21 protein-coding genes, 2 tRNA genes and 5 pseudogenes are annotated in these 21,804 nt (G+C 69.0%); 13 read left to right on the forward strand and 15 right to left on the reverse strand.

The genetic code is table 11. The features are described 5' to 3' along the window. Positions 1-75: 75 nt before the first annotated feature. The gene (locus tag ACTWQE_RS12020; RefSeq protein ID WP_443328881.1) at positions 76-684 is read right to left on the reverse strand and encodes a hypothetical protein; all 609 of its coding nucleotides are present in this window, start codon (positions 682-684) and stop codon (positions 76-78) included. 720 nt (positions 685-1,404) lie between these two features. Here ACTWQE_RS12020 and ACTWQE_RS12025 point away from each other — a divergent pair. Next, the gene (locus ACTWQE_RS12025; RefSeq protein ID WP_443328882.1) at positions 1,405-2,124 is read left to right on the forward strand and encodes a DUF6232 family protein; all 720 of its coding nucleotides are present in this window, start codon (positions 1,405-1,407) and stop codon (positions 2,122-2,124) included. A gap of 22 nt (positions 2,125-2,146) precedes the next feature. On the opposite strand, the gene ACTWQE_RS12030 is transcribed toward ACTWQE_RS12025, so the two are convergent. After that, positions 2,147-2,506: a hypothetical protein gene (locus tag ACTWQE_RS12030; RefSeq protein ID WP_443328883.1), complete on the reverse strand. Its 360-nt coding sequence runs from the start codon at positions 2,504-2,506 to the stop codon at positions 2,147-2,149. 266 nt (positions 2,507-2,772) lie between these two features. Next, positions 2,773-3,887 (reverse strand): annotated as a pseudogene (locus ACTWQE_RS12035) (transposase); the annotation flags it as partial. 527 nt (positions 3,888-4,414) lie between these two features. Between ACTWQE_RS12035 and ACTWQE_RS12040 the strand changes: the two are divergent. Continuing rightward, on the forward strand, positions 4,415-4,672 hold the full coding sequence (locus ACTWQE_RS12040) for a hypothetical protein (RefSeq protein ID WP_443328884.1): 258 nt from the start codon (positions 4,415-4,417) through the stop codon (positions 4,670-4,672). 208 nt (positions 4,673-4,880) lie between these two features. Here the strand turns inward: ACTWQE_RS12040 and ACTWQE_RS12045 are convergent, their stop codons facing one another. Next, positions 4,881-5,405: an SgcJ/EcaC family oxidoreductase gene (locus ACTWQE_RS12045; RefSeq protein WP_443328885.1), complete on the reverse strand. Its 525-nt coding sequence runs from the start codon at positions 5,403-5,405 to the stop codon at positions 4,881-4,883. A 289-nt stretch (positions 5,406-5,694) separates the two neighbouring features. Between ACTWQE_RS12045 and ACTWQE_RS12050 the strand changes: the two genes are divergently transcribed. From ACTWQE_RS12050 to ACTWQE_RS12060, 3 genes are all read left to right on the forward strand, one after another. Further along, positions 5,695-5,765, forward strand: a tRNA-Gly gene (locus ACTWQE_RS12050). Between the two features lie 26 nt (positions 5,766-5,791). Further along, positions 5,792-6,583, forward strand: coding sequence for a putative antirestriction adenine methyltransferase (locus ACTWQE_RS12055; protein ID WP_443328886.1), 792 nt, complete (start codon positions 5,792-5,794; stop codon positions 6,581-6,583). Then, the gene (locus ACTWQE_RS12060) at positions 6,583-6,861 is read left to right on the forward strand and encodes a GNAT-like putative antirestriction protein (protein ID WP_443328887.1); all 279 of its coding nucleotides are present in this window, start codon (positions 6,583-6,585) and stop codon (positions 6,859-6,861) included. The genes ACTWQE_RS12055 and ACTWQE_RS12060 overlap by 1 nt, the downstream gene beginning before the upstream one ends. Positions 6,862-6,948: 87 nt before the next feature. On the opposite strand, the gene ACTWQE_RS12065 is transcribed toward ACTWQE_RS12060, so the two are convergent. Beyond that, positions 6,949-7,545: a DUF6461 domain-containing protein gene (locus tag ACTWQE_RS12065; RefSeq protein WP_443328888.1), complete on the reverse strand. Its 597-nt coding sequence runs from the start codon at positions 7,543-7,545 to the stop codon at positions 6,949-6,951. Between the two features lie 251 nt (positions 7,546-7,796). On the opposite strand from ACTWQE_RS12065, the pseudogene ACTWQE_RS12070 reads away from it, so the two are divergent. Together ACTWQE_RS12070 and ACTWQE_RS12075 are read left to right on the forward strand one after the other, a co-directional pair. Then, positions 7,797-8,000, forward strand: a pseudogene (locus ACTWQE_RS12070) (ISAs1 family transposase); the annotation flags it as partial. Between the two features lie 58 nt (positions 8,001-8,058). Continuing rightward, positions 8,059-8,251: pseudogene (locus ACTWQE_RS12075) on the forward strand (hypothetical protein); the annotation flags it as partial. A gap of 26 nt (positions 8,252-8,277) precedes the next feature. On the opposite strand, the gene ACTWQE_RS12080 reads toward ACTWQE_RS12075, so the two are convergent. Then, positions 8,278-8,811, reverse strand: coding sequence for a DUF2165 domain-containing protein (locus ACTWQE_RS12080; protein WP_443328889.1), 534 nt, complete (start codon positions 8,809-8,811; stop codon positions 8,278-8,280). A 271-nt stretch (positions 8,812-9,082) separates the two neighbouring features. After that, a pseudogene (locus ACTWQE_RS12085) lies at positions 9,083-9,387 on the reverse strand (transposase); the annotation flags it as partial. Between the two features lie 329 nt (positions 9,388-9,716). Between ACTWQE_RS12085 and ACTWQE_RS12090 the strand changes: the two are divergent. Continuing rightward, positions 9,717-10,054: pseudogene (locus tag ACTWQE_RS12090) on the forward strand (transposase); the annotation flags it as partial. Between the two features lie 117 nt (positions 10,055-10,171). On the opposite strand, the gene ACTWQE_RS12095 reads toward ACTWQE_RS12090, so the two are convergent. From ACTWQE_RS12095 to ACTWQE_RS12110, 4 genes are all read right to left on the reverse strand, one after another. Continuing rightward, on the reverse strand, positions 10,172-10,354 hold the full coding sequence (locus tag ACTWQE_RS12095; protein ID WP_443328890.1) for a hypothetical protein: 183 nt from the start codon (positions 10,352-10,354) through the stop codon (positions 10,172-10,174). 485 nt (positions 10,355-10,839) lie between these two features. Further along, positions 10,840-10,912: transfer RNA gene (locus ACTWQE_RS12100), tRNA-Arg, on the reverse strand. A gap of 267 nt (positions 10,913-11,179) precedes the next feature. After that, a complete protein-coding gene (locus ACTWQE_RS12105) occupies positions 11,180-11,530 on the reverse strand; it encodes a PRC-barrel domain containing protein (protein ID WP_443328891.1) in 351 nt (116 codons plus the stop codon). A gap of 64 nt (positions 11,531-11,594) precedes the next feature. Beyond that, the gene (locus ACTWQE_RS12110; RefSeq protein WP_443328892.1) at positions 11,595-11,765 is read right to left on the reverse strand and encodes a hydrophobic protein; all 171 of its coding nucleotides are present in this window, start codon (positions 11,763-11,765) and stop codon (positions 11,595-11,597) included. 211 nt (positions 11,766-11,976) lie between these two features. On the opposite strand from ACTWQE_RS12110, the gene ACTWQE_RS12115 reads away from it, so the two are divergent. Then, the gene (locus ACTWQE_RS12115; RefSeq protein ID WP_443328893.1) at positions 11,977-12,414 is read left to right on the forward strand and encodes a hypothetical protein; all 438 of its coding nucleotides are present in this window, start codon (positions 11,977-11,979) and stop codon (positions 12,412-12,414) included. Positions 12,415-12,932: 518 nt separating this feature from the next. On the opposite strand, the gene ACTWQE_RS12120 is transcribed toward ACTWQE_RS12115, so the two are convergent. Then, positions 12,933-14,231, reverse strand: coding sequence for a M6 family metalloprotease domain-containing protein (locus ACTWQE_RS12120; RefSeq protein WP_443328894.1), 1,299 nt, complete (start codon positions 14,229-14,231; stop codon positions 12,933-12,935). A 310-nt stretch (positions 14,232-14,541) separates the two neighbouring features. Between ACTWQE_RS12120 and ACTWQE_RS12125 the strand changes: the two genes are divergently transcribed. Beyond that, positions 14,542-15,186, forward strand: coding sequence for a TetR/AcrR family transcriptional regulator (locus ACTWQE_RS12125; protein WP_443328895.1), 645 nt, complete (start codon positions 14,542-14,544; stop codon positions 15,184-15,186). Positions 15,187-15,273: 87 nt separating this feature from the next. Next, on the forward strand, positions 15,274-16,782 hold the full coding sequence (locus ACTWQE_RS12130; RefSeq protein WP_443328896.1) for an MFS transporter: 1,509 nt from the start codon (positions 15,274-15,276) through the stop codon (positions 16,780-16,782). Between the two features lie 265 nt (positions 16,783-17,047). On the opposite strand, the gene ACTWQE_RS12135 is transcribed toward ACTWQE_RS12130, so the two are convergent. Further along, complete coding sequence (locus ACTWQE_RS12135) at positions 17,048-17,548, reverse strand: MarR family winged helix-turn-helix transcriptional regulator (RefSeq protein WP_443328897.1); 501 nt, start codon at positions 17,546-17,548, stop codon at positions 17,048-17,050. Positions 17,549-17,647: 99 nt separating this feature from the next. Here ACTWQE_RS12135 and ACTWQE_RS12140 point away from each other — a divergent pair, with 99 nt between their 5' ends. After that, positions 17,648-18,448: a dioxygenase family protein gene (locus ACTWQE_RS12140; protein WP_443328898.1), complete on the forward strand. Its 801-nt coding sequence runs from the start codon at positions 17,648-17,650 to the stop codon at positions 18,446-18,448. 494 nt (positions 18,449-18,942) lie between these two features. Here the strand turns inward: ACTWQE_RS12140 and ACTWQE_RS12145 are convergent, their stop codons facing one another. Next, positions 18,943-19,476: a GNAT family N-acetyltransferase gene (locus tag ACTWQE_RS12145; protein WP_443328899.1), complete on the reverse strand. Its 534-nt coding sequence runs from the start codon at positions 19,474-19,476 to the stop codon at positions 18,943-18,945. 166 nt (positions 19,477-19,642) lie between these two features. Here ACTWQE_RS12145 and ACTWQE_RS12150 point away from each other — a divergent pair, with 166 nt between their 5' ends. After that, positions 19,643-20,662 carry a sigma-70 family RNA polymerase sigma factor gene (locus tag ACTWQE_RS12150; protein WP_443328900.1) on the forward strand — a complete coding sequence of 340 codons (1,020 nt, stop codon included), beginning with the start codon at positions 19,643-19,645 and terminating at the stop codon, positions 20,660-20,662. 87 nt (positions 20,663-20,749) lie between these two features. On the opposite strand, the gene ACTWQE_RS12155 is transcribed toward ACTWQE_RS12150, so the two are convergent. Continuing rightward, positions 20,750-21,595, reverse strand: a complete 846-nt coding sequence (locus ACTWQE_RS12155; protein WP_443328901.1) for an NAD(P)H-binding protein — start codon at positions 21,593-21,595, stop codon at positions 20,750-20,752. Between the last annotated feature and the right edge of the window lie 209 nt (positions 21,596-21,804).

A 21,804-nucleotide genomic window follows, 5' to 3' on the forward strand; every position in this document is an offset into this window, starting at 1 on the left:
GGGCAGGGACACGTGATGCTATCCGTCGCAGGGGTGGTGTGACCTGCCGGTCCCGGTGGGCAGTTGGGTGTCCGGTTACCCGGGGCCAGCGCGAAGTGGTGTTGTCCGGGGCCGCCCGGACCGGGTGGAGAGGACTTCGCGGGCCTGTTCCGCAGAGCGGAGCAGGCTCTCGGCGACGAAGTCGACGAAGCGGGCGATGTTCTCCCGGCGGGCGGCGCGGCCGTGCGGCCGCCCGCCTTGGCTGACCTCGCTGTTGTGGTCGATAGGGTCAGTGGGCGTCACCGAGCTCACAGAGGGCGTCGACTCCGTCGGCGACGATTCGCACAGACGCCCAGTCCGTCTGATTGCCGCATGCGCAGGCGAACGCCAACCGTTGACGAGGGTCACGACTGGACGGTCGGTGACGATGCCCGCGGGCAACGGAAGCCGCTCGGTGAGCGAGGAGACCGCGCGGCGGTCGGAGGACGGCAGGAAGGCCGGCTTTCCCGTTCCGTCGGCCCACACACTGTTCCTTGCAGCGGCGCAGCGTCCGTAGAAGAGCTCAAGCGCCTCCGCGGAAAGCTTGGTCGCTTTCAGCTTCCGAAAGGTGGGGCGTATGTAGAGCCGAATCAGGTCCTCGGTCCGATCTCGGCTCTCCTCCTCCCAATCGGCGACGGAAAGCCAACGGTCGAGGATGAACCCCATCGTGACGTTGCTCTTCGGCGCCCGCTGGGCGTCGACCTGAGCGAGGAACTTCGTCCGGGCCTTCTCCGCCTCCGCCCTCGTCGGCTCGACCTTGGTCAGGTTGAGGCGCTGCTTTTGTGAGGGGATCGCGTCCGGTGTAGACCCGGACCTGGAAGCCGCCTCTGCGGGGCCGGATGCTGTCGCGCTGACGGTGCTCGCTGGGAGTCTTCGACATGGCGGGACGGTAGTGATGGCCCAAAGGATGGCACTACCGGCCCCGCAGCGTGTCGGCCAGACACATAGTGCCTGGTCACACATGGTGCCCCCGGCAGGATTCGAACCTGCGACACCCGCTTTAGGAGGGCAAGTGGGTCTATGACCTACGGCTCCTACCTGCATCTTTCTCTTCCAGGATGGCATGCGGGGGTCCTGGGTGTGCAGGTTTCGCCTGTGGTTCAGGGCCGGGGACGTGTCCAGCTGTGCCGCCCGGCGACGGGAGTGTCCGTGTAATTCTCGGGCGGCTGCTGGCCATGGTGCGTGCTCCTCGGCGGCGTCCGTCAGTGCCTGGCGGCAAGAGCAACCCCGACCACCGGCCGAGGCCGGGTGCCACGGCGTGACGCCATGCCACGGAGCATCAACTCCCCGCTGTGGTAAGACTTTTCCTGACAGAAGCGCTTGCGTCAGTGAGACGCGACGAGGTGAATGGAGGTCACTCGGCAAGGTTGGCCAAGGGGGACTCGCGTGACGTCAGCAGACCCGGCGGGACAGGCGTGGAACACGTCTGCCGACGCCGTACCCACACCCGGGGGCCCGTCACCGCCCGCCGTCCCGCCGCAGCCACCGGCCGCCCCGCCGCCCACCGCCGACCCTTATCCCGATGTGTCACCGGCGGCCTCGGCACAGCCGATCATCGGGGTCAGCCTGCGGGTCAGCAGACGGCTGCTCTGGGTCGGTGACGCCTATTACCCGCTCCAGAACATCGCCCGGGTGTACACGCTCACCATCCACCCCCGGCGCAAGGACGCCGTCCTGCTCTTTGCGAAGCGGCTTCTGATCATCGGGGCGGTGACGACACTCCTTGGGCTGCTCGCTGCCCTGATCGACTCGTCCGGCGGATTCGGAAGCAGCGACAGCGGCGGTTCCTCCGGGCTCACCGCTATCGTCCTGATCGTCGCGGTTGCGGCGCTGATCTATTCCCTCGTGGAGATGCTGAAAGTACTCGGCGCGCTGTCACACTTCGTCCTGGCCGTCGAGACGTCCGGCCCCTCCACCGCCGTGGTGACCAGCCCCGACCGGGACCAACTGAGGCGGCTGGCCCAGCAGATCGCCGACGCGATCGAGAACCCGAAGGCGGAGTTCGAGGTACGGGTGGACACCATCATGATCAGCCCCAAGCACTATTACTTCGGAGACAACGTCAACATGTACGGCGGCACCGGCAACGTAGGCATGGCGAGCTGATGAGCGGCGGAGACCAGCACTACTACTTCGGCGGCGGCGACCACGTCACCATGCACGGTGGCTCGGGCAACGTCGGCATCGACAAGCGCGTCACCCCGGTCCAAGAGCTGCCCTCGGCTCTCCAAGAGGCCTCCGCGAGCTCCTCGCCCTGGTCCAGGAGCTGCGCGCCCAGGTCCCGTCGGCCAGCGCCGACGCCCTCGACGACGCGCTGCCGGCACTCCGCGCCGAGTCGGACGTCCAACCGCAGGAGCGGCACCGCGCCCTGCTCGCCGTCGCGGGCATCGCCGCGACGATCGGCACGCTCGGCGTACCGATCGTCGAGGCCATCAACAAGATCCTCGAACTCATGGGCGCGAAGTGAGGCCCCGGCAGTAAGCCCCACTCACCCCGTGCCGAGACGGGACGTTCGACGCCGACCGTCCAGAACGTCCCGCACTCCGGGCAACTGGCCGTCACACCGACCTGGACCGCCTCGGTCTTCGCCCGCGCCCGCCGCATCGCCGCCAGTGCCGCGATCGGCACGCCGACGAGCAGAACACGGCCGTCCCCTCGCCGACGGACGTAGCAACGGGCACTGACAACCGTCCGAGCCTTGGCAGCACGCCGGTCAGCTGACATCGACAGCTCCAAGATCCCCGGCAGAGTCGTTCAGCTTGTTATTTGATCTTTGCGGCCTTTGAGGCGATTGCGTTCGGTGATGGTCTCGGGTCGCCTGGTCGTTTTGCCCACGTCGTTACGGGTGGCGAGATGACGGTTCCTCGACCCAACTGACCTGCCTGGACCGGGTATTGAGGGTTTCGGTGCACGGGCTGGGCAGTGCAGGTGCGGGCGGAGGTTCCGAAATCCTCGGCGGACCCTGGCGGGGGTGAGGCGAGCTGGCTCGGTCGGCTTCTCCCAAGGGCGGCGGAGATCAGCAGCGGCCTCGCGGATGAGCCGCAGCTGCGTGTGGGCTGCGATCACGAGCCACGTTCAGCGGTCCGCGGCCTCGGGGGTGCGGAGCTTCGGGCGGGCCCAGCCGAGCGTCTGCTTGATCATTCTGAAGGTGTGCTCAAGATCGAATCTGCGGAGGAACGCCTGCCAGCGCAGGTCGACTTCCTCGCTGGTCATACCGGTCTTCGAGGACCACAGCCAGAGGGGCAGCGGGTCCTGGCCGCCGGGCAGGTGGTCGACCTGGAGGCGGATCAACGTGCCTTCGAGGAGCGGGAGTTCACCCTCGTGGTCGATCCACGCAGAGCGGGTCGTGAGCCGGGGGTGGATGCGGTCCCAGGCTATGGCCTGGGCGGTGCCGTACCGGTCGGTGACCTGCATCGTCGCGGCGTCTGGCTCTCCCCAGGTCTCGGGCTTGGCGAAGCGGAACTCGTTGCCGTGCCTGGAGCAGCGGCCACCGTAGGGGTTGGCCAGGGCGAACTCTTTTCGTGAGGGCGCCGGACGGCGCATCACCCGGTCCGCACGCATCCGCCCCAGCACCTCGATGGGCAGGCCGTCGAGCAGGTAGGCCATGCGCGTGGCGTCGTATCCGGCATCGAAGACGACCAGGATGTCCGCGTCTCCGGGCTCCCACTGGCCGCCGTCGATCAGGTCGGTGACCACGCGGCGGACCTGGGCGGCGGTGACCTCGGCGACATCGTCGTCGGGACCCAGGCGGACCGCGTCCAGCAGCTGGCACCAGGAAGTGCGGCCCGTCTCCAGGGCGGCGACGAACGAGTACGGCCAGCCGGAATGAACTGGTCGCTGGAGCGTCCGTTGCGGCCATAAACGTGGCAGGAGGACGCCATCGCGCACGTCACCGAGCACTACGACGCCTGGTGGCACTGCACCGGGCGCGCCGCCTGACCAGGAAGACACCCCGCCATGAACGGATGGACGATGCGCCCGACTCGGCTGCCAGACGAGCACCTGCCGCGCATCACGGACCAGTGGCGATGCCGCCAGTGCTCGACGGCCTGGCCCTGCGACATGGCCCGCGAATACCTCCAGCCCGGCACGTGCCAGTGCGGCAGCAGCACGTATTGGGAGAAGAACGGCCCGAGGAATTGGCACCTTGGCCCCCGCTGTTACACCCCGGCGGATGCGATGGACGCGAAGGCGGCAGAGCTGCGCGAGCAGCACGCGGCGGCCCCGCACTACCCGCCGAGCCACTTCTACCCCGCCCAAGCCGCGCCGCCCGAAGCGGCAGGCGCCGCCGTACGTCCACACTCCGGGTGGGGCCGGCGACGTCCAACCGGGCAGCTGGCTGTGGGTTCGGCCGGGCGGGCTGCACCCGGGCTGGGGCGACATTCACCGACTCGCGATGCTGACCCGCACCGGCTCCCCGAAGTGTGAGGTGTGGCTGCACTGCGACCACACCGTGCACCAGGTGCGGGCCGACCTGCTGATCCTCGAACTGACCGCGCGGCGGGTCGGCCCGGAAACCCGCCGGGGCGGCGGCCTGGCGCCCGAGTGGCAGTGGCTCACGTGGACCGTGCACCAGCACCTCGACCATGTCCGGCCCGTGCGCCACGCAGCCAGCACCGCGAAGCAAGAGGCCCTGTTCGCGGCCACCGCGTAGCCACCGCCCTCCAGAGGGGGCCTGACGAGTACGCGCTGTCAGGCCCCCTCCTCGGCTGTCTCAGCCCCTCACTCGCACCGCCTTCCCCCACTCCACGCGATCGGTACGCGGCGGTCACAGACCTCGCCAGCGGCCCCCAGTAGACGGCCCTGCGCCTGCCCTTCCCCCAGCGTCTCGGTGAGACGGGTCTCCCGCGCTGTCTTTCCTCTCATCCCTCGGGCATCGCCGAGGAGTGGTGGTTGATCATCAGCCAGTTGCCCGCCTTCTTCTCGTAGACGAAGGTGTAGCGGGCGTCGACCGTGCGCTCGGAGCCGTTCTCGTCGGTCAGGGTGAAGCGGTAGGTGCCCGTGTCAACGGCGCTGTTTTCGTCGAGCACGCGGACGACCGAGCGCGTGATCCGGGCCTCGGGCTTCTGCGCGAGAAAGTGCTTGAAATAGTCCACGATTCCGTCGCGGTCGGTGCGGATCCGGTTGGACATGGTCGGGACCAGCACAGCGTCCGGCGCGTAGCGGTCCGCCACACGCTCGGGGTCGCCCGTGGCCAGGGCCGCCTGCCACAGGTCGAACTGGGCCCGTATCTCCTCGCTGCCGGAGTCTTGCGGGGCCTTCGTCGCGGCGTGGCGCACCTGCGAATTCGGCGCGTGCGTGGCCGCGGCCGCGTAGGCGGCGGGCCCGGTGGCCATGAGGACGGCGGACGCGACGACCGCCGCGACCTTGATGTGATGACGTGGCATCAACCACTCCTGGAATTACGGAATTACGGGTGGATCAAAGGTGCGACCCTACCCGCGGGTAACCAGTCCAGGGATCACTCCCGGCCACCCTGCCAGGAGATCCGGCTACCGGCGGGGGTGGCCGGTCGCCCCGCCCGTGACCGGCTCGGCCACCACTGCCGCTTCGGCTACTGCATCGCATCGTCCGAGGTCACAGCCGTACCTCGCACGCACGGCTGGTCGCCACGAGTGTGTGTATCATCCCTCTCCGCGATCGGCCGTCCTGAGCAGCGGCGCGGCCGATCACGATGCGCCGGTGGTGACAACCCAGCACACCCGCCTTCCGGGCGGGAGGTCCAGGTTCAAGTCCTGGCCGGCGCTCTACCCCTCACCACTCGGGGGCCCGGATGTTCCATGGATCGATTCCCGCGCCCCTCCGCTCGATCATCTACGAGCACGCCGGTACCTGGCCCGAGACCGACATCTACGTCGGCTGCTCGGGCAACTTCACCATCGAGCGCGTCCTGCACAGCAGGTTCGGGAACGCGCGGCCGGTGCACGGCAACGACATTCAGGCGTATTCGTGCGCGCTTGGCTGGTTCCTCGCAGGCGACGAGCTGCCGTTCACGCTCCGCGACGGCTACCAGGACGAGCTGGGCTGGCTCGCCCCGTACCTCGAAGACCGCACCGACCTGCTCGCCACGCTGATGCTCGGCACCCGCTTCCTCCAGTACGTCGGGAAGGACGGCACCTACTACCGGCGGATGCTCGACGCCACCCGCGACCAGTGGCCCCGGATGCACGAGAAGACCGCCACCAAGCTGCGGAACCTGGAGACCCGCCTCGGCTCGTTCTACGCCGGCGACGTCCGCACCTACCTCCGCGACGTCGTTCCCGCCGAGGCCCCGGTCGTGATGTTCCCGCCGTTCTACTCGGGCGACTACCAGGCCCAGTTCGCCAGCATCGACGCGGCGTTCGACTGGCCGCCGCCGGACTTCGACGACCTCACCGAGGACGGCAAGGAAGAGATCATCGCCCAGGTGCAGGACCGGCCGCACTGGGTCCTCGGCCTGCACATCGAGCGCCCCGAGCTACGCCACCGGCTCGCCGGCGTCGTCCAGACCGCGAATCGCGGGCTGCCGATCTACGTGTATGCCGCCGCCGGACCGTGTACCGGCGCCTGGCCAAGATCATCGTGATGGCCGCGAGCACGAGCGAGGCGCAGCTCCTCCTCCAGCGCTCGCTGTCGAAGCGGCTCACCGGCTGGTCCACGACCGCGTTCACCGACCGGCCCAACTCGGCGAAGTACGGCCGAGGCATCCCCGGGGTGAAGCTCCAAAAGCGCAGCGAACCCGCTGGCGACGACATCCACCGCTACCAGCTCCAGTACGGCGGCCCCCTCGGCACCTACACGCTGGCCGAGGCCCTGGACCTGTGGAAGCGCAAGCACGGCAAGGACATGAAGGGGACCCGATGACCAGCACCGATCCCACACCCGCCGGGCGGCTCCGTCCGCGCCTGGTCCGCCGCGACCCCCGCCAGCTCACCCACCTTCAAGATGGTTTTAGGACCGGGTTAGAAGGCGGTGCGGGAGGCCGCCCCAGGGGCCCTCGAAGTCGGCTGCGGTGAGGGTGACGCCGGTCAGGACGCGTACGGCGAGGATGAGGCAGCCTTCGGGCTCTTCGGTGTCGGCTTCGCCGGTGGGTTCGCAGTCGTCGGAGGCGTCGAAGCCGACCGCGGTGAGGGAGCCGACGACGGGGTGGGTGGTGTCTACGCTGCCGGAGGGGCCGCCGAAGTAGCCGCCGGACAGTTCGAGGCGGCCGAGGATGGCGCCGTCGTGGGCGATGGTGGCCGTCTTCGTGTCGGGGTCGCGGTAGGCGCTGATGGCGGTGCAGCCGTCGGCGGCGAGGGTGCGCAGGACATCGTCATCGAAGCCGATCCAGCTTTCGAATTCGATGGTGAGGGTCCAGCCGCCGGGCATTTCGCGGCCGAGGATGAAGGCGCCTTCGTCCTGGTGCTCTTGGAGAAAGTGTGCGGCTTGGTTCATGCCCTCGGGGCAGGGGACGGGGTTGGCGACGCCCATGAGGTGGAGGGTTTCGATGAGTGGGTGGGGGGCGAGGGTTACGCACCAGCCTTCGCCGAACATCTCGTCCAGGTCCACGGTGTGGGGCCTTTCTACTCGGGTTCGTTGGTCATTGTGCCCAGATGGTGTGGGGCTTCTATAGCGTGCTCACGGAGTACCAGATCGCCCGAACCCAACTGTCAATGACGGACCAACAACTCAGGGCCCCGGCGTTTGCACGGCTCGTCCGAACTTAGGTCGGTTGATGTTGGCGGCGAGCCCCAGAAGCAGGCGAACACGGCCCCTGTGGATCATGGAGTTCTCTACGCTTCAAGATCCACGAAGGTGCCGTGTTCGTCCCACCATCATCTCCCATCGATGCTCCCGCTTGCCCCGCGCCCCGTCTGGAAGCCCTGCGTGAGGGTGCCGCGCGGGAACAAGTCCGCAACCTGGTAGCGGAGTTCGAGTCGCTCACCGATCCGCGCGGACCCAGCGGGGTCCGCTACCGGCTCTCCTCCCTGCTGGCCCTGGTGGTCTGCGCTATGACACCCGCGCTCGACATTTGAGGCAAACGCCGGGGCCCTGACCCCTTGGTGCCCCGAGCGGCGTACGAGCAGTTCGGCCATCAAGGACCTGATCGCGGTGGCGGACGCGGCGGGCCTCCGGCGAACCGGGGACGACGCTGTACGGGGAGGTCCCGGAGGAGCGGCAGCGAGTGGCCGCCATGTCCGACGGCCACTTGCCGGAGCTGCTGCCGGTCCTCGACTCGCCCACCCCGTACGGGGCGGGCGAGTCCGTTGGCTGACGAGGGCGCCCCTTCACTTGAGCGTGTTACTTCCCGGCGGTCGCCCGCCCGTCCGCCGGAAGATGAATGACCAGAAGGACGACCCCGCTCAGCGTGAAGACCCGTATCGCCCCTTCCAGCCCGTTCCAGTCCGCCGACTGCCACATGGCGAACCACTCGCCGCCAATCCCTATGAACCCGGCACCGAACAGCAGCATGAGCATCAGCAGCCCGAGCGTGGAGACGCGCCGGGCGCGGTGGTGATCGCGGCGGATCCACCGGTACGTGGCGTAGAGGAGGACAAGGGCGGCGACCGTCTCCCACACGATGATGGCGACGTACGCAGCGTCCTGCAACGCCCGCGACTCGATGGCCCGCCACATGAGGTCCTCGTCCTTGAACGTCGTGTCCATCGCGAGGACGTGCCGGACGAACTGCTGGTTGGTGCCGAAGTCGGTCATGTTGCTGAAGGCGACGATGGCGATGTAAAGGGCGACTGTGGCGATGAGGAGGGTGGAGGCGAGGGGGAGGAGTGCGGGGCCGGATCCCTGCCGGGACTGAGGTGTCTGCTTAATGGTCATGGTTGGACTATGTCGCTGAGAGGTCTGCCAACTCCAAGTTGTTTTTGGCGAGTTGGGTAAAGACTGATAACGGACCGGCGGAGGGGCAAATGACGCGGGTACGCCCGTCGATGCAGCGCTGATCCAGCAGCGCAGACGACAGGGCTTCGTCGGCTTGGGCGCCGAACGGGCCGCGTTCCGCGAGAACCTCGACCTCGCCTCGGAGACCCACGGCACCGGCACGCGCGCAGTGCCTCGAAGCAGCGCCGTGCGTTCCCCGGCGCCTCCGCGCCCAGCTCGACTCGAACACCAAGTTCGTCGAGGACCAGGCGGTGGAGCTTCGCCCACACCCGAGCCTTCGACCACTCGGCGAAGCGCCGGTGAGCCGTCGCTCCCGACGGCCCGAACGACGCGGACGGCAACTGCTGCCACGTGCAGCCCGACGTGGCCACAAACACGATCGCAGCCAGCACTTCCCTGTCACCGTGCCGGCGCCGGCCGCCTCCTTGAGGGCGAATCGGCGCCTCCGGCACTACCCGCTGACTGAAACAACTCCCAAAGGTCATCCGGCACCAGCCGCTCAACAATCCCGTTCACCGTGCGCCTTCCGGGCGCCCGGGCTGGCTGGCCCTCGGGATTGGTGAGCTCGCATGTCTGAGTGTCGCGTATTCTCCGGCCAAGCGGTCCAGGTCGTCACAGTGTGCAACCAGTACCAGTGCGGCACCATCTCGGGCCGACGGCCGGGCGACGGACACGCCGGCCGTGCGGGGGTCAGATGCGGTATAGGGCCTCGGTCACGGCCGCGAGGCGCGCCGCGTCGTCCACGGATCGCGGAAGGCGTGACGCTCCTCGCCTTCCCCGGCGACCCAGACGGCTACCCGGGGCCGGTGACGTGGGAGCTGGCCCACACACTGCCCGGATAGAGGTGGCGGGACTACCGGGACCTGCTGATCGCAGCTCACCAGCAGCTCGGCGGCCCGATCGTCCTCGTCGGGACAACCTCAACGTCCACAAAGCCGCCAGCCTACGGGAGTTCGCCGCAGCCCGGGACTGGCTGACCATCTACTACCTGCCGCCCTACGCACCCGACCTCAACCCCGTCGAAGGCATCTGGTCTCTGCTACGGCGCAGATGGCTCTCCAGCGTCTCCGTCAGCACGCCAGAGCACCACATCCAGCGCATCCGGCGCGGCCTACGGAACATCCAGCACCAGCACCGCAGCGACCTCATAGACGGCTGTCTCGCCGAGACCGGCCTGGCCATCGGACTACTTGAGCAACCACGCGACATCACGAGTTCAATAGTAGGAGATCACTGCCACGCTGGGGTAACCCCCGTAAGCCCCGCCGAACCTCCCCCCGGTCGGCGGGGCCTCAACCCGTTAGGCGGCTTTCATCCACGCAGTTGAGGAGCGGGCTGCCTCCGTCCACAGCGTGAGGAGTCGGATGTACTCCTCGCTCCGCCGGGCGCCGACGGGCTTCTCCATGAGGCGGCGGATCTCCGCGTTCACCTCGTCCGGCGCAGGGAAGGGCGCCGGGCCGTGCGGCCTGGAAGGGGTAGTCATGGCGCCAACGGTACGGGCGTGCACTGACTTTGGCCCCAGCCTGAGTCTCGGCCTATGCCCAGTGCGTGACGCGTTCGAGGAGGAGGTCGGTGTCGGTCAGGTCGTCGAGGATGACATCAGGGCCCTGCCGGGCGAAGCTCGGCCGCAGAGCTTCGGCCTGTCGCGATGGCGATGACCCGCTTGCCGTTCTCGCGCCCGCCTTCGACGTCCCACTGCGGCGGAGGCGGGGACCTTTGGGCCGGGCTCCCCGCCCGGGACCGCAGGATGAAGACGAGCACATGCCTGGCGCGCGTGGGGAGACGCGCCAGCCCCCGTCACCAGGGACTCTTTGGGGCTGTGTGGGAGGGGTGCGGTCTCCCTTGAGGATGATGCGGGTCCATGATCATCTGGGGATGTGGACTCCATGTGGACTTCGATCATGAAAGTGGCCCCCCGTTCGAATAAACGAGGGGCCACTTTCATGCTCTGACCTGCTGTGCAGTCAGTGCCCCCGGCAGGATTCGAACCTGCGACACCCGCTTTAGGAGAGCGGTGCTCTATCCCCTGAGCTACGGAGGCGGGGAACGGTGCCTCAGTGTAGCGGGTGAGGTCGCCCCGGCGATGAGGCACCGGATCATCGCCACTGTGGTCGGCCAGGGAGGGATCCTGGCCGACCACAGTGGGTACGGGTGCGCTGCCGGTGCGGGGCCGATCAGTGGTGCCCAGGCGGGCGCCTGTGCCCGTGCGTGCCGATCATCGGGCCGATATCTGTGCAGGGCCGGTGATCGTGGCCGGGGCGGGCGCGGCCCAGGGGCTGATCGGCTCAGGGCCGGTAACGGACGGTGGTCACACGGCAAAGCCGCCGTAGTAGCCGCCTACCTTCCGGTGGTATTCCGGGTCGGTCGAGTGCTTTTCCTTGTCGAACTCCGGAGCATCCTTGATCTCGTCCTTGGTGCGTGCCACGAAGATCGTCTTGAGTTCGTGATCGACACTGGAGATCGTGCCCGCGGGCAGCAGGACGTGCTTCCCGAAGATCCAGATTCCGGTGTCCACGATGACGTAGGCGGACCCCGCCTCGTCGAAGTGCTTGTCGACCTTGCCGACACTTCCGTCGGTGGCTTCGACCTTGTAGCCCGCCAGGTCGGTGCCCGTCAGGTAACCGGCCGTGGGTGCGTAGACCCAGATGTTCTCGGTCACAGGGAATGCCTCTCTGTTCCGTCGTTTCTGTGGGGTGCTCCCGGGCGTCGGCGATCGGTGACGCCTACCAGCGGTACCAGCGGCTCCGTCGGCCGCCCGTCGCGGCGGGACGGATGACGAAGCCCAGCAGCCAGACGACCAGGACGATCGCCGCGATCCACCACAGGGCCTTGAGTGCGAAGCCCGCTCCGAAAAGCAGGGCGGCGAGCAGAAGAACGAGAAGAAGGGGAACCATGTCTATCAACCTCCGGTCAGTCGAATTCCCGCACAGCCACCCGTCATTCCTCATGAACGGCCGGTTTGTTGCGGTGGACTGCGGGTACCCGGAAGTGTTATTCCGCGTGCAGTGGTGGGAAACTGATGTGACCTCAGGCGTCCATTGTGTACACCGGGGTGCCGCCACTTCACACGGGTTTGTTGTCATGCCGAGTGGTAAGGCGGAAGTCATGACCGAGAAAAAGAATGCACGCACCGCGGCCCGGAACACCACGGCGAACGCCGGGACCAACGCCAAAGCGAACGCCAAGGCAACCGAGGCCAAGGCCAAGGACACCGCTCACCAAGCCAAGGAGGCCGCCGAGCAGGCGGAGACCACGGTGGGGAACGCGGCTCAGAGCGCCGCTCGGACCGCGACGCGGGCCGCGCATGTCGCCGCCGACAAGGCGGTCGCCACCAGTCGTTCCGTGGCCGCCAACGGCCCCAAGAAGGCGGCGGAAGCGGCCGGTACGGCCTGGATGGTGATCAAGGCACGGAAGGTGCTGACCACCGCCACCGGTGCGGGGGCCGCGATCGCGGGCGCGACGGTGGTCGTCCTCCGGCAGCGCGCGGCCCGGCGTCGGCGTCGCCCCTTGGCGCGGCTGACCGGCGGACGGTTGGGCGTCTGACGCCCGATGGCCGGGCGCTGATGCTCGGTCGTCGGCGGCGGGGCGGCGCTGCTCCTGAGGGCCGTCTCCTGCGTCGGCCCACCGCGCATCGGGTCGAACGCCGCCCCCCCTGCCGGGGTCGGGTCGAACCCCGACCGCTCTGCCAGGGCCGGGGTCGGGTCGAACGCCGATCCCGACGTCGCGGTCAGTGCAAACTCCGTTCCTACCGCCGTGGTCGGCGCATTGTCCGTCCGGCCACGTGGGCGACGCCCACGGTCTGTCCCCGTGCACCCGCTTGGCGGCTGCGCCCAACCGGGGCAGGGCTTGCTGGTCAGCTCCGCCCTCCAGTGCCGCCCCGCGCGCTCCCGTAGCCCCACCCGCACGGCCCAGCGTCAGGGGGGCTCAGTGTCCCGGGTCCGGCCCAGCCCTCCCGGCCTCAGCCCAGGTGCTCCCCGTGGCGCGCAGTGTTCCCGCCCCCGCCCGGCGTTTCCGCTCTCGCCCGGCCCGCCCGTCGAGTTCCGAGCTCCCGTCGCCGACGCTCAGGGTCTGGTGATCTTGACGCGGTAGTTGCCGGAGGAGTCCTGGCCGAGGACCTCCACCGTGATCCCCGTCCTGCCGTCGGAGAGCTTTTCCCCCGCCACGAACGGGGCGTCCGTCAGCTCCGCGTTCACATTGGGCATGTGCGCGCAGCCTCCGCTGTCCGGTTTGCTGTCCTTGACCGTGATCGGGCCCTCGCCGCTGTTGACGCCGGTGTCGATCCAGTAGACGAGCACGCCGGGTTTGCATACAGCGGCGTCGTTGCCCTCCTGGGTGCGGACCTCGACGGCGTACCCCGTGCGTGAGGAGACCGGTACGTAGACGAGTTTCGTGCCGTCGGGCCGGGCGAGCGGGCTGATGGTGTGCTCACTGCTGCCGCTCCCGTCAGCACATACGAACTGCCTGCCGCCGAGCCAGCCGAGCTTGCGCTTGTGCCAGGCCAAAAAGTCGTTGTTGGCTCCCCAGTCCTCCGACATGATGTCCCAGTGCCCGGCCTTCGCCCCGCCCTGTGCGGTGTAGAGATCGGGCAGCCCGAGGGCGTGTGCGTTCTCGTGCGGTAGCACCCGGTAGGCGTTGGTCGCCGCCGTCGTCGAGCCGTCGTCCTGATGGCTGTAGACGAAGGACATATGACCCAGCGTCACTCCGTCCGCCTGCGGGGCGTTGCGTATGCCCGCGAAGGTCACGGAGAGCACGGTGTCGAGCGCGGACGGGCCGGCGTTGGGTGTGACCAGGATGTTGACCAGGTCGTACGCGGCGAAGTCCACGCGGTCGTCGGCGGCGGTCGCGATGTCCTTGGCGAGCTGGCGGTAGCCCGGTTCGTAGCTGACTCCGCGGTCGACCTCGTAAGCGGCGAACGAGCGGGGCATCCGGAGCCACTCCGAGATCGGTGCCTCCGCCTTGTAGTCAAGGGCGCCGTACGAGCTGGTCGCGTACCAGCGGGCGGTGGCCGGGAAGAACTCGTCGAAACGGCGGCGGGCGCTGCCCTCGCCGGGTGCGTCCGGGAAGTCGATCATGAGGTTCAGGGAGCGGAGGGTGCCGGTGCTGGGACTGTGGCCGGGCGGCGTCGGCATCCCCTCCGACATCTGCACCCCCTTGACCGGTGCCGGCGTACACGGCGCGCCGGGCTCCGCGGCGGAGGCCGTGGAGGGCCCGGCGGTGCCGAGAGTGGCGGTGGCGGTCGCGGTGGTGGGGGCTGTGAGAGCGAGGGCGGCGACGGCGAGGAGGGCGGTGCTGCGGCGAGGCTTGCGGGGGTGGGCCCTGCGGGGCAGGGCCTCGCCTATTCGGGGGCGGTTGGGCTTCATGCTGCCGCCTTCCGGTCAGGGGCAGTCGTCCGTCGCCGACTGCACTCTCCGATCACCGTGCTTCCGCCGCCTGTTCGGTCGCGCGCCGGATGCGGCCGTACGGGCGGAAGTGATGGGCCGTTCGGGCGGTGTCCGGCTCCGCAGGGTTACGTGGCGATCGCCTACGGTCGCCGTGCGGGCCCTCGGTGAACGTGGCGCAGGTCACGTCGCGCTCCGAAATATCCGGGGAACGATTCCCCGTTTAGACAGGTGTCCGTGCGAATCGGGGAATCTTTCCCCGATTCATCGATACCGAGAGGGGGGCGCCGCCGTGGCCGCGACCACCGCGCAGCATCCCCGGCCCCGTCTGCGGGCCGACGCCCTGCGCAACCGTGAGCGGATCATCGCCGCCGCCCGCGAGATGTTCGTCGAGTACGGGGCGGACGTCCCGCTGGACGAGGTCGCCCGCCGGGCCGGCGTCGGCAACGCGACGCTCTACCGTCACTTCCCCGACCGCGGTGAGCTGATCCACCGCGTCACCCTGTACGTCGTGTCCCGTATCGCCGACGAGGCGGAGGCCGCCCTGGCCGAGGAGCCCGACGCCTTCGAGGCGTTGCGGCGCTTCGTCCACGCGGCGGCCGACGAACGGATCGGCGCCCTCTGTCCGCTGCTGTCCGACGGCATCGACCCCGACCATCCCGAACACCTGGAGGCCCGCCAGCGGCTCGAGCGCGACATCGAGGCGCTGATGGAGCGGGCGCGGCGCTCCGGCCGGCTCCGTGGCGACATCGCGGTCGGCGACCTGATGGTGGCGATCACCCAGCTGACCCGGCCGCTGCCCGGCAAGGGCTGCACCGGCTTCGACAGCTTCGTCCACCGCCATCTGCAGCTGTTCCTGGACGGCCTGCACACGCCGGCGCGCTCCGAACTGCCCGGCTCCGCGGCCACGCTGGAGGACCTCCGACAGCGACCGTAGAAAGACCCGAAGCACCCGTCCGTCCGTCATGCGCCGCCGTTCCACGCGGCGTTCTCACTTCTCCGCACCGCTGAGGTAGGCACCGTCATGCCAGATTCCGCTTCCCCACTCGACCCCCGGCGCTGGAAAGCGCTGATATTCATCGCTCTCGCCCAGCTGATGGTGGTCCTCGACGCGACCATCGTGAACATCGCCCTCCCCTCCGCCCAGGCGGACCTCGACATCTCCGACGGCAACCGGCAGTGGGTCATCACGGCCTACGCCCTGGCCTTCGGTGGTCTGCTGCTCTTCGGTGGCCGGCTCGCGGACCTCTGGGGCCGTAAGCGCACCTTCGTCGTGGGCCTGCTCGGCTTCGCGGCGGCCTCCGCGCTCGGCGGTGCGGCGGCCAATCCCGGGATGCTGCTCGGATCCCGCGCTCTCCAGGGCGCGTTCGGCGCGCTGCTCGCCCCGGCCGCGCTCTCCCTGCTCGCGGTGATGTTCACCGAGGCCAAGGAGCGCGCCAAGGCTTTCGGCATCTACGGTGCCATCGCCGGTGGCGGTGGTGCGGTGGGCCTGATCCTCGGCGGTGTGCTCACCGAGTACATGAACTGGCGCTGGACGTTCTTCGTCAACATCCCGTTCGCCGTGGTCGCCGCGGCCGGCGCCTACTTCGTCATCCGTGAGCCGGAGGGCAGCCGTAACCGCTCCCCGCTCGACATCCCGGGTGTCGTCCTGTCCACCCTGGGCCTGGTCTCCCTGGTCTACGGATTCACCCGCGCCGAGTCCGACGGGTGGAGCGCGGGCCCGACCATCGGCCTGTTCGTCGCGGCCGCCGTGCTGCTCGCCGCGTTCGCACTGGTGGAGTCCAGGGTCAAGGCCCCGCTGCTGCCGCTGCGCGTGGTGACCGAACGGAACCGGGGCGGTGTCTACGCCTCGCTGGGGCTCGCCGTCATCGCGATGTTCGGTCTGTTCCTGTTCCTCACCTACTACCTGCAGATCGTGAAGGGTTTCTCGCCGGTCGAGACCGGCTTCGCCTTCCTCCCGATGATCGCGGGCATGATCACCGGTTCGACGCAGATCGGCGCCCGGCTGATGAACCGGGTCCCGCCGCGCCGGCTGATGGCGCCGGGCTTCCTGGTCGCCGCGGCCGGCATGCTGCTGCTGACCCAGCTGGAGGTCGGCAGCTCGTACGCCACGCTGATCCTGCCCGCACAGCTGCTGCTCGGCCTCGGTATGGGTACGGCCTTTATGCCGGCCATGAGCATGGCGACCTACGGGGTGCAGCCGCGCGACGCGGGGGTGGCCTCGGCGATGGTCAACACCTCGCAGCAGGTCGGCGGCGCGGTCGGAACCGCGCTGTTGAACACCATCGCGGCGAGCGCCACCACCGCGTACGTCACCTCGCACGCGGCCGGGGCGAAGTCCGCTAAGGCGCTGCAGCTCCAGTCGATGGTGCACGGCTACACCACCGCCATCTGGTGGGCGGTCGGCATTCTGCTGCTGGCCAGTGCGATCGCCTTCACCTTCGTCACCACCCGGGGCGGGAGCGGACAGGCGGTCGCGGGCTCGGGAGAGGGCGCGGCCGATGAGGATGCGGTGCCGGTGCTCGCGCACTGAGTGAGCGCCGTCGTCGGTGAGGGGCCGTAGTTGCTACGGCCTGAGGAAGGGCCCCGCTCCGGGTGATGACGTCGGAGCGGGGCCCTTCGACGTGATCGCGCTGCGGATGCATGTCGCATGCGCGGCCGATGCGGATCGACTGGGCGAGTGACTGGGCGACCAACTGGGCGAGTGATGCGGCGCGTACGGCGCGTGCTGTCCCGTGCCGCGGTCCTCGTACGGGCGTCGTCCCGGCCTCAGCGGAGCGAGGGAACCGCTCACGGCCTCAGCGGAGCCAGGGAAGGTCCGCGCCCCGCTCCGGCTGGAGACCCTCGGCCATGATCCGGCAGATCTCGCCCAGTTGTTCCACCTGTTGGGGGTCGAGCCGGTCGAAGATCGCACCGCGTACAGCGGCGACATGACCCGGCGCGGACTTCTCCAGCATCGCGTAACCCTCCTCCGTGAGGACCGTCAGCTGGCCGCGCCTGTCGGAGGGACAGTCCTCGCGGCGCACCCAGCCGTTCTTCTCCAGCCGCGAAACGGCGTGGGAGAGCCGGGACCGGGTGATCTTGGCCTGCTGGGCCAGCTCGGTCATCCGCATGCGGCGCCGCGGCGCCCGGGCGAGTTCCACCAACAGGCCGTAGTAGACATGAGGCATACCGGCGTCGCGCTGGAGCTGGCGGTCGAGATGGTCCTCCAGCAGCGCGGTCGCCTGCAGATACGCCTGCCACGTGCGCTGCTCGTCGTCGGTGAGCCAGCGTGGCTCGTCGTCGCTTCCCGTCGTCATACATCCACTGTACTGGATCTTCTTGAAACTTAAACAAAGTAGGGGTAGGGTCGAGCCATTGAAAGAACTTGAATTCTCAAGTATTCAATCGGAGTTCTCATGTCCGCCACCGACACCGTGCCCGGCGGGCGCATGCCCGCCCTCTATCTCAGCCACGGCGCCCCACCGCTCGCCGACGATCCGGTCTGGACGCGTGAGCTCGCCGCCTGGTCAGCCGGGCTGCCGCACCCCGCGGCGATCCTGATGATCTCCGCGCACTGGGAGGAAGCGCCGCTCGCCCTCGGAGCGACCGAAACACGGCCCCTCGTCTATGACTTCTGGGGCTTCCCGGAGCGCTACTACCGCGTCCGTTACGAGGCTCCGGGCGCCCCGCACCTCGCCGCGCAGGTCCGCAAGCTGCTGCGTACGGCCGGCGAGCCGGTCCACGACCTGCCGGACCGGGGGCTGGACCACGGTGCGTACGTCCCCCTCGTGGAAATGTTCCCGGACGCCGACATTCCTGTCCTTCAGGTCTCCATGCCCACGCTGGATCCCCAGCGGCTGATGGAGGTCGGCCGCAAGCTGGCGCCGCTCCGCGACGAGGGCGTCCTCATCGTCGGCAGCGGCTTCTTCACCCATAACCTGAGCGCACTTCGGTACGCGGGCAGTGGGGTGCCGAGCTGGTCGGCGGAGTTCGACGACTGGGGGCAGCGAGCCCTGGAGGCCCGGGACATGGACGCGCTGCTGGACTTCGAGCACACATCCCCGGCCGGCCGGCTCGCCCATCCGCGCACCGAGCACTTCGCCCCACTCTTCGTCACGCTCGGCGCGGCCGAGGCCTCCGGCGACCTCGACGGTGGGCGCAGTGTGATCGACGGATTCTGGATGGGTCTGGCGAAACGGTCGGTGCAGTTCGGGTAGCGCGCGGCGCCCTCGGGCGGCGTGCGGGCGTATGGCGTGGCGGTACGGGCCTCGGGGGTCCGGCCGTGCGGGCGTGCGGGGTGGTTCGGTCGTACCCGCGCGGGCGCCCTGGACCGGCCGGGATGGTGGCGGGCCGGCGCTCGGGCCGTGAGATGCGCTACGCGGTGCGCCCCGAGGCGCTCGGCGCGGGCGCGCTGGACGGACCGGATGGCCGCCCGGTGGGACGCCCGACTTGCGGCGATCAAGCGCCTTGCCGAGGCCGAGGAGCCATAGCCCGGCCGCCGGCCACCAAAAGCCGACAGGTCGGGGGCGCGGACACACGGCCCGGCCGGGCCGCGTGGCCGAGGCTGCCGCCTCGTCGACGGCGCGGGCCGTGTGCCCGCCCGCCGGTACGTCCCGGTGCCGCTCGGTGCGGCGGCAGGCCGACGGCCCATCCCGCGCCGCCGAAGGGGTACAGGCGCAGGCGCCGGCCGACGGTCGGACCGCGGGCAGATCTACGAGCCCGCGCCGAGGGCCTTCTCGTAGTGCGCCACATCCCAGTACCGGCCGAACTTCCGGCCCACCTCCCGGTACGTTCCGACGTGCTCGAAGCCGAAGCTGGCGTGCAGACGGACCGAGGCCTCATTCGGCAGGGCAACCCCCGCGTACGCCCGGTGCAGGTCCTCGCCCTCCAGTGCCTCGAACAGCGCCTTGTAGAGAAGGGTGCCGATACCACGGCCGCCCGCGCCCGGTGCGCAGTACACGGTCACCTCGACCGAGGTGCTGTACGCGGGCTTCGGCCGGAAAGCGCTGCTCGTGACGTAGCCGAGAATCCGCCCGCTTGTTGTGCGCTCCTGGGCAACCAGAAGGCGGTGGGGGCCGTCCTTACGGTAGGAGGACAGCCATGGGCGGCGCTGGGGTGCGGTGAAGGTCTGGGTGTCGAAGGTGATGGCCGTCTCGCGGACGTAGTGGTTGTAGATATCGGTGAGGGCCTCGAGGTCAGCCTCCGCGCCCGGCCTGACCTGCACTTCTGCTGTTCCCGACGCCATGTCGCCTCCCGCAGTGCGGTCGGACAGGGTACTGCATGATCACAAAATTCGTCGTACGGCATGGGAATTCTGTCCGGATTCCAGTCGTTGTTTCCATCGGAACGGGCACCCGTCCCAGGGTGAACGTCCGCCTGACCCGCGACCGACTCATCGCAAGGGAGTACGCATGGCAACCCGTGCCGTCGCCCGTCGTCAGTCCGACTCCACCGAGACCGACCGGGCCAACAGTGTTCGCGCTGTAGGCGGGGAGATCGCCGACCGCGACCTGGTCGGCATGTACCTCGACGAGATAGCGCGTACGCCCCTGCTCGATGCCGCGAAGGAAGTCGAGCTGTCCCAGGCCATCGAGGCGGGTGTCTATGCCCGGCAGATCCTCGACGGCGCTGTGACATCCACCGCCGAGGGGGACGGCCCCGAGGCGAGTGGTGCGACCCGTGAGGAGCTGGAGGCCCTCGCCGCCGAGGGTGAGCGCGCCAAGGACGTCTTCATCCGCTCCAACCTGCGCCTCGTCGTGGCTGTCGCCCGGCGCTACCCGCGCAGTGGGCTTCCGCTGCTGGACCTGATCCAGGAGGGGAACGCCGGCCTGGTGCGCGCGGTGGAGAAGTTCGACTACACCAAGGGCTTCAAGTTCTCCACGTACGCGACGTGGTGGATCCGGCAGGCCATCACCCGTTCCATCGCGGACCAGTCCCGTACGATCCGGCTCCCCGTCCATCTGGTGGAGGAGCTGGGCCGCATCCGGCGCGTACAGCGCGAGTTCAACCGTGAGAACGGCCGCGAGCCGGAGCACACGGAGATCGCGGAGGAGCTGGACTCCACTCCCGAGCGCATCGGTGACGTCCTGGACTGGGCGCGCGACCCGGTGAGCCTCAACATGTCGGTCGACGACGAGGGCGAGACCCAGTTCGGCGACCTGCTGGAGGACACCTCGGCGGCCACGCCCGAGCAGTCGGTGCTGGTGATGCTGCGCCGCGAGGGCCTGGACGAGCTGATCGGCAAGCTCGACAACCGCACCGCGTCGATCATCAAGATGCGGTACGGCATCGACGACGGCCGGGAGCGTACGCTCACCGAGGTGGGCAAGCAGCACGGCCTGACGCGTGAGCGGATCCGCCAGATCGAGAAGCATGCACTGCTGGAGCTGAAGAAGATGGCCCGCGACACGGGCTTCGATGCTGCTGCGTAACACATGATTCCCCATTGAGCTGAGCCCCGGTGCATCCCCCCCCGCACCGGGGCTCTTTCCTGCCTGCCTGCTTGCTGTTGCTCCGCCTCAGCGGAAGTCGTCGGCGTGGTCCTCCGCCCACTCGACGAAGGCGCGTGCGGGTACGCCCGTGATCTCCTCCACGACCCGGTTCACCGGTTCGGGGTGCGTCACCATGTGGGCGTGTGCGCCGAGGATGCCGTCGACGATCTCGGGCGGCCAACCCTGGGCGATCATGGCCTTCCGGGCGGCGTCCGGCGGGATCTCCTCGAAGCGCAGCGGGCGGCCGAGGGCCTTGGCGATGGTGTCGACCTGCTCCCACGTGGTCAGGGACCGGGGACCGGTCAGCACATACTTCCGACCGGTGTGCCCGTCCTCGACCAGGGTGCGGGCCGCCACCGCCGCGATGTCCCGCTCGTGGATCAGCGGCCTCGAGAGGGCTCCGAAGGGCTGCCGCACGATGTCGCCCTGACGGATCTGCTCCGCCCACCCCAGGTCGTTCGTTGCGAACCCGGTCGGTCGCAGGAACGTCCATTCCAGCCCGGACCGCTCGATCAGACGCTCCATGGCGGCATGGAAGCCGGTGATGGGTTCGCCCTGCTCGTCGGTGTCCTCCCGGACTCCTTCGGAGGACAGATACACGATCCGGCGCGCGTGCTTCCCGATCACATCCAGCACGGGGGGCGCGGCGTCGGCGTTGAGGAACGGCCAGACCAGGAACACCGCGTCGACGTCTCTCAGGGCTTCCTCCAGCGAGTCCGGGTCGGACAGGTCGCCGCGGACGACGTCGACGCCCACCGGCAATCGGGCCGCGGCGGGGTCGCGAGCGAGGGCGCGGACGGCGATGTCCGCCTCCCGCAGTTCGGAGACGACGTTGCGGCCGACGTTTCCGGTGGCTCCGATGACCAGGATCATGGCGCTTCTCCTTGCTGTTCTGCCGGGGGATCGACCGGCTGTCTCTCCACGGTGCAACCTCGACCGGAGTCGAGATCAAGTGCAGCGAGGCGCAAGTGGACCAAGTGGCTCAAGGGATCGGCGGAACGGTGGAGACAGCGGAACGGGGAGATGGGGAGGTGGGGTGTCGGGGAGACGGGGAGGTGGGGTGTCGGGGAGACGGGGGAGAC

Source organism: Streptomyces sp. 8N706 (assembly GCF_052245415.1).
Classification (GTDB): domain Bacteria; phylum Actinomycetota; class Actinomycetes; order Streptomycetales; family Streptomycetaceae; genus Streptomyces.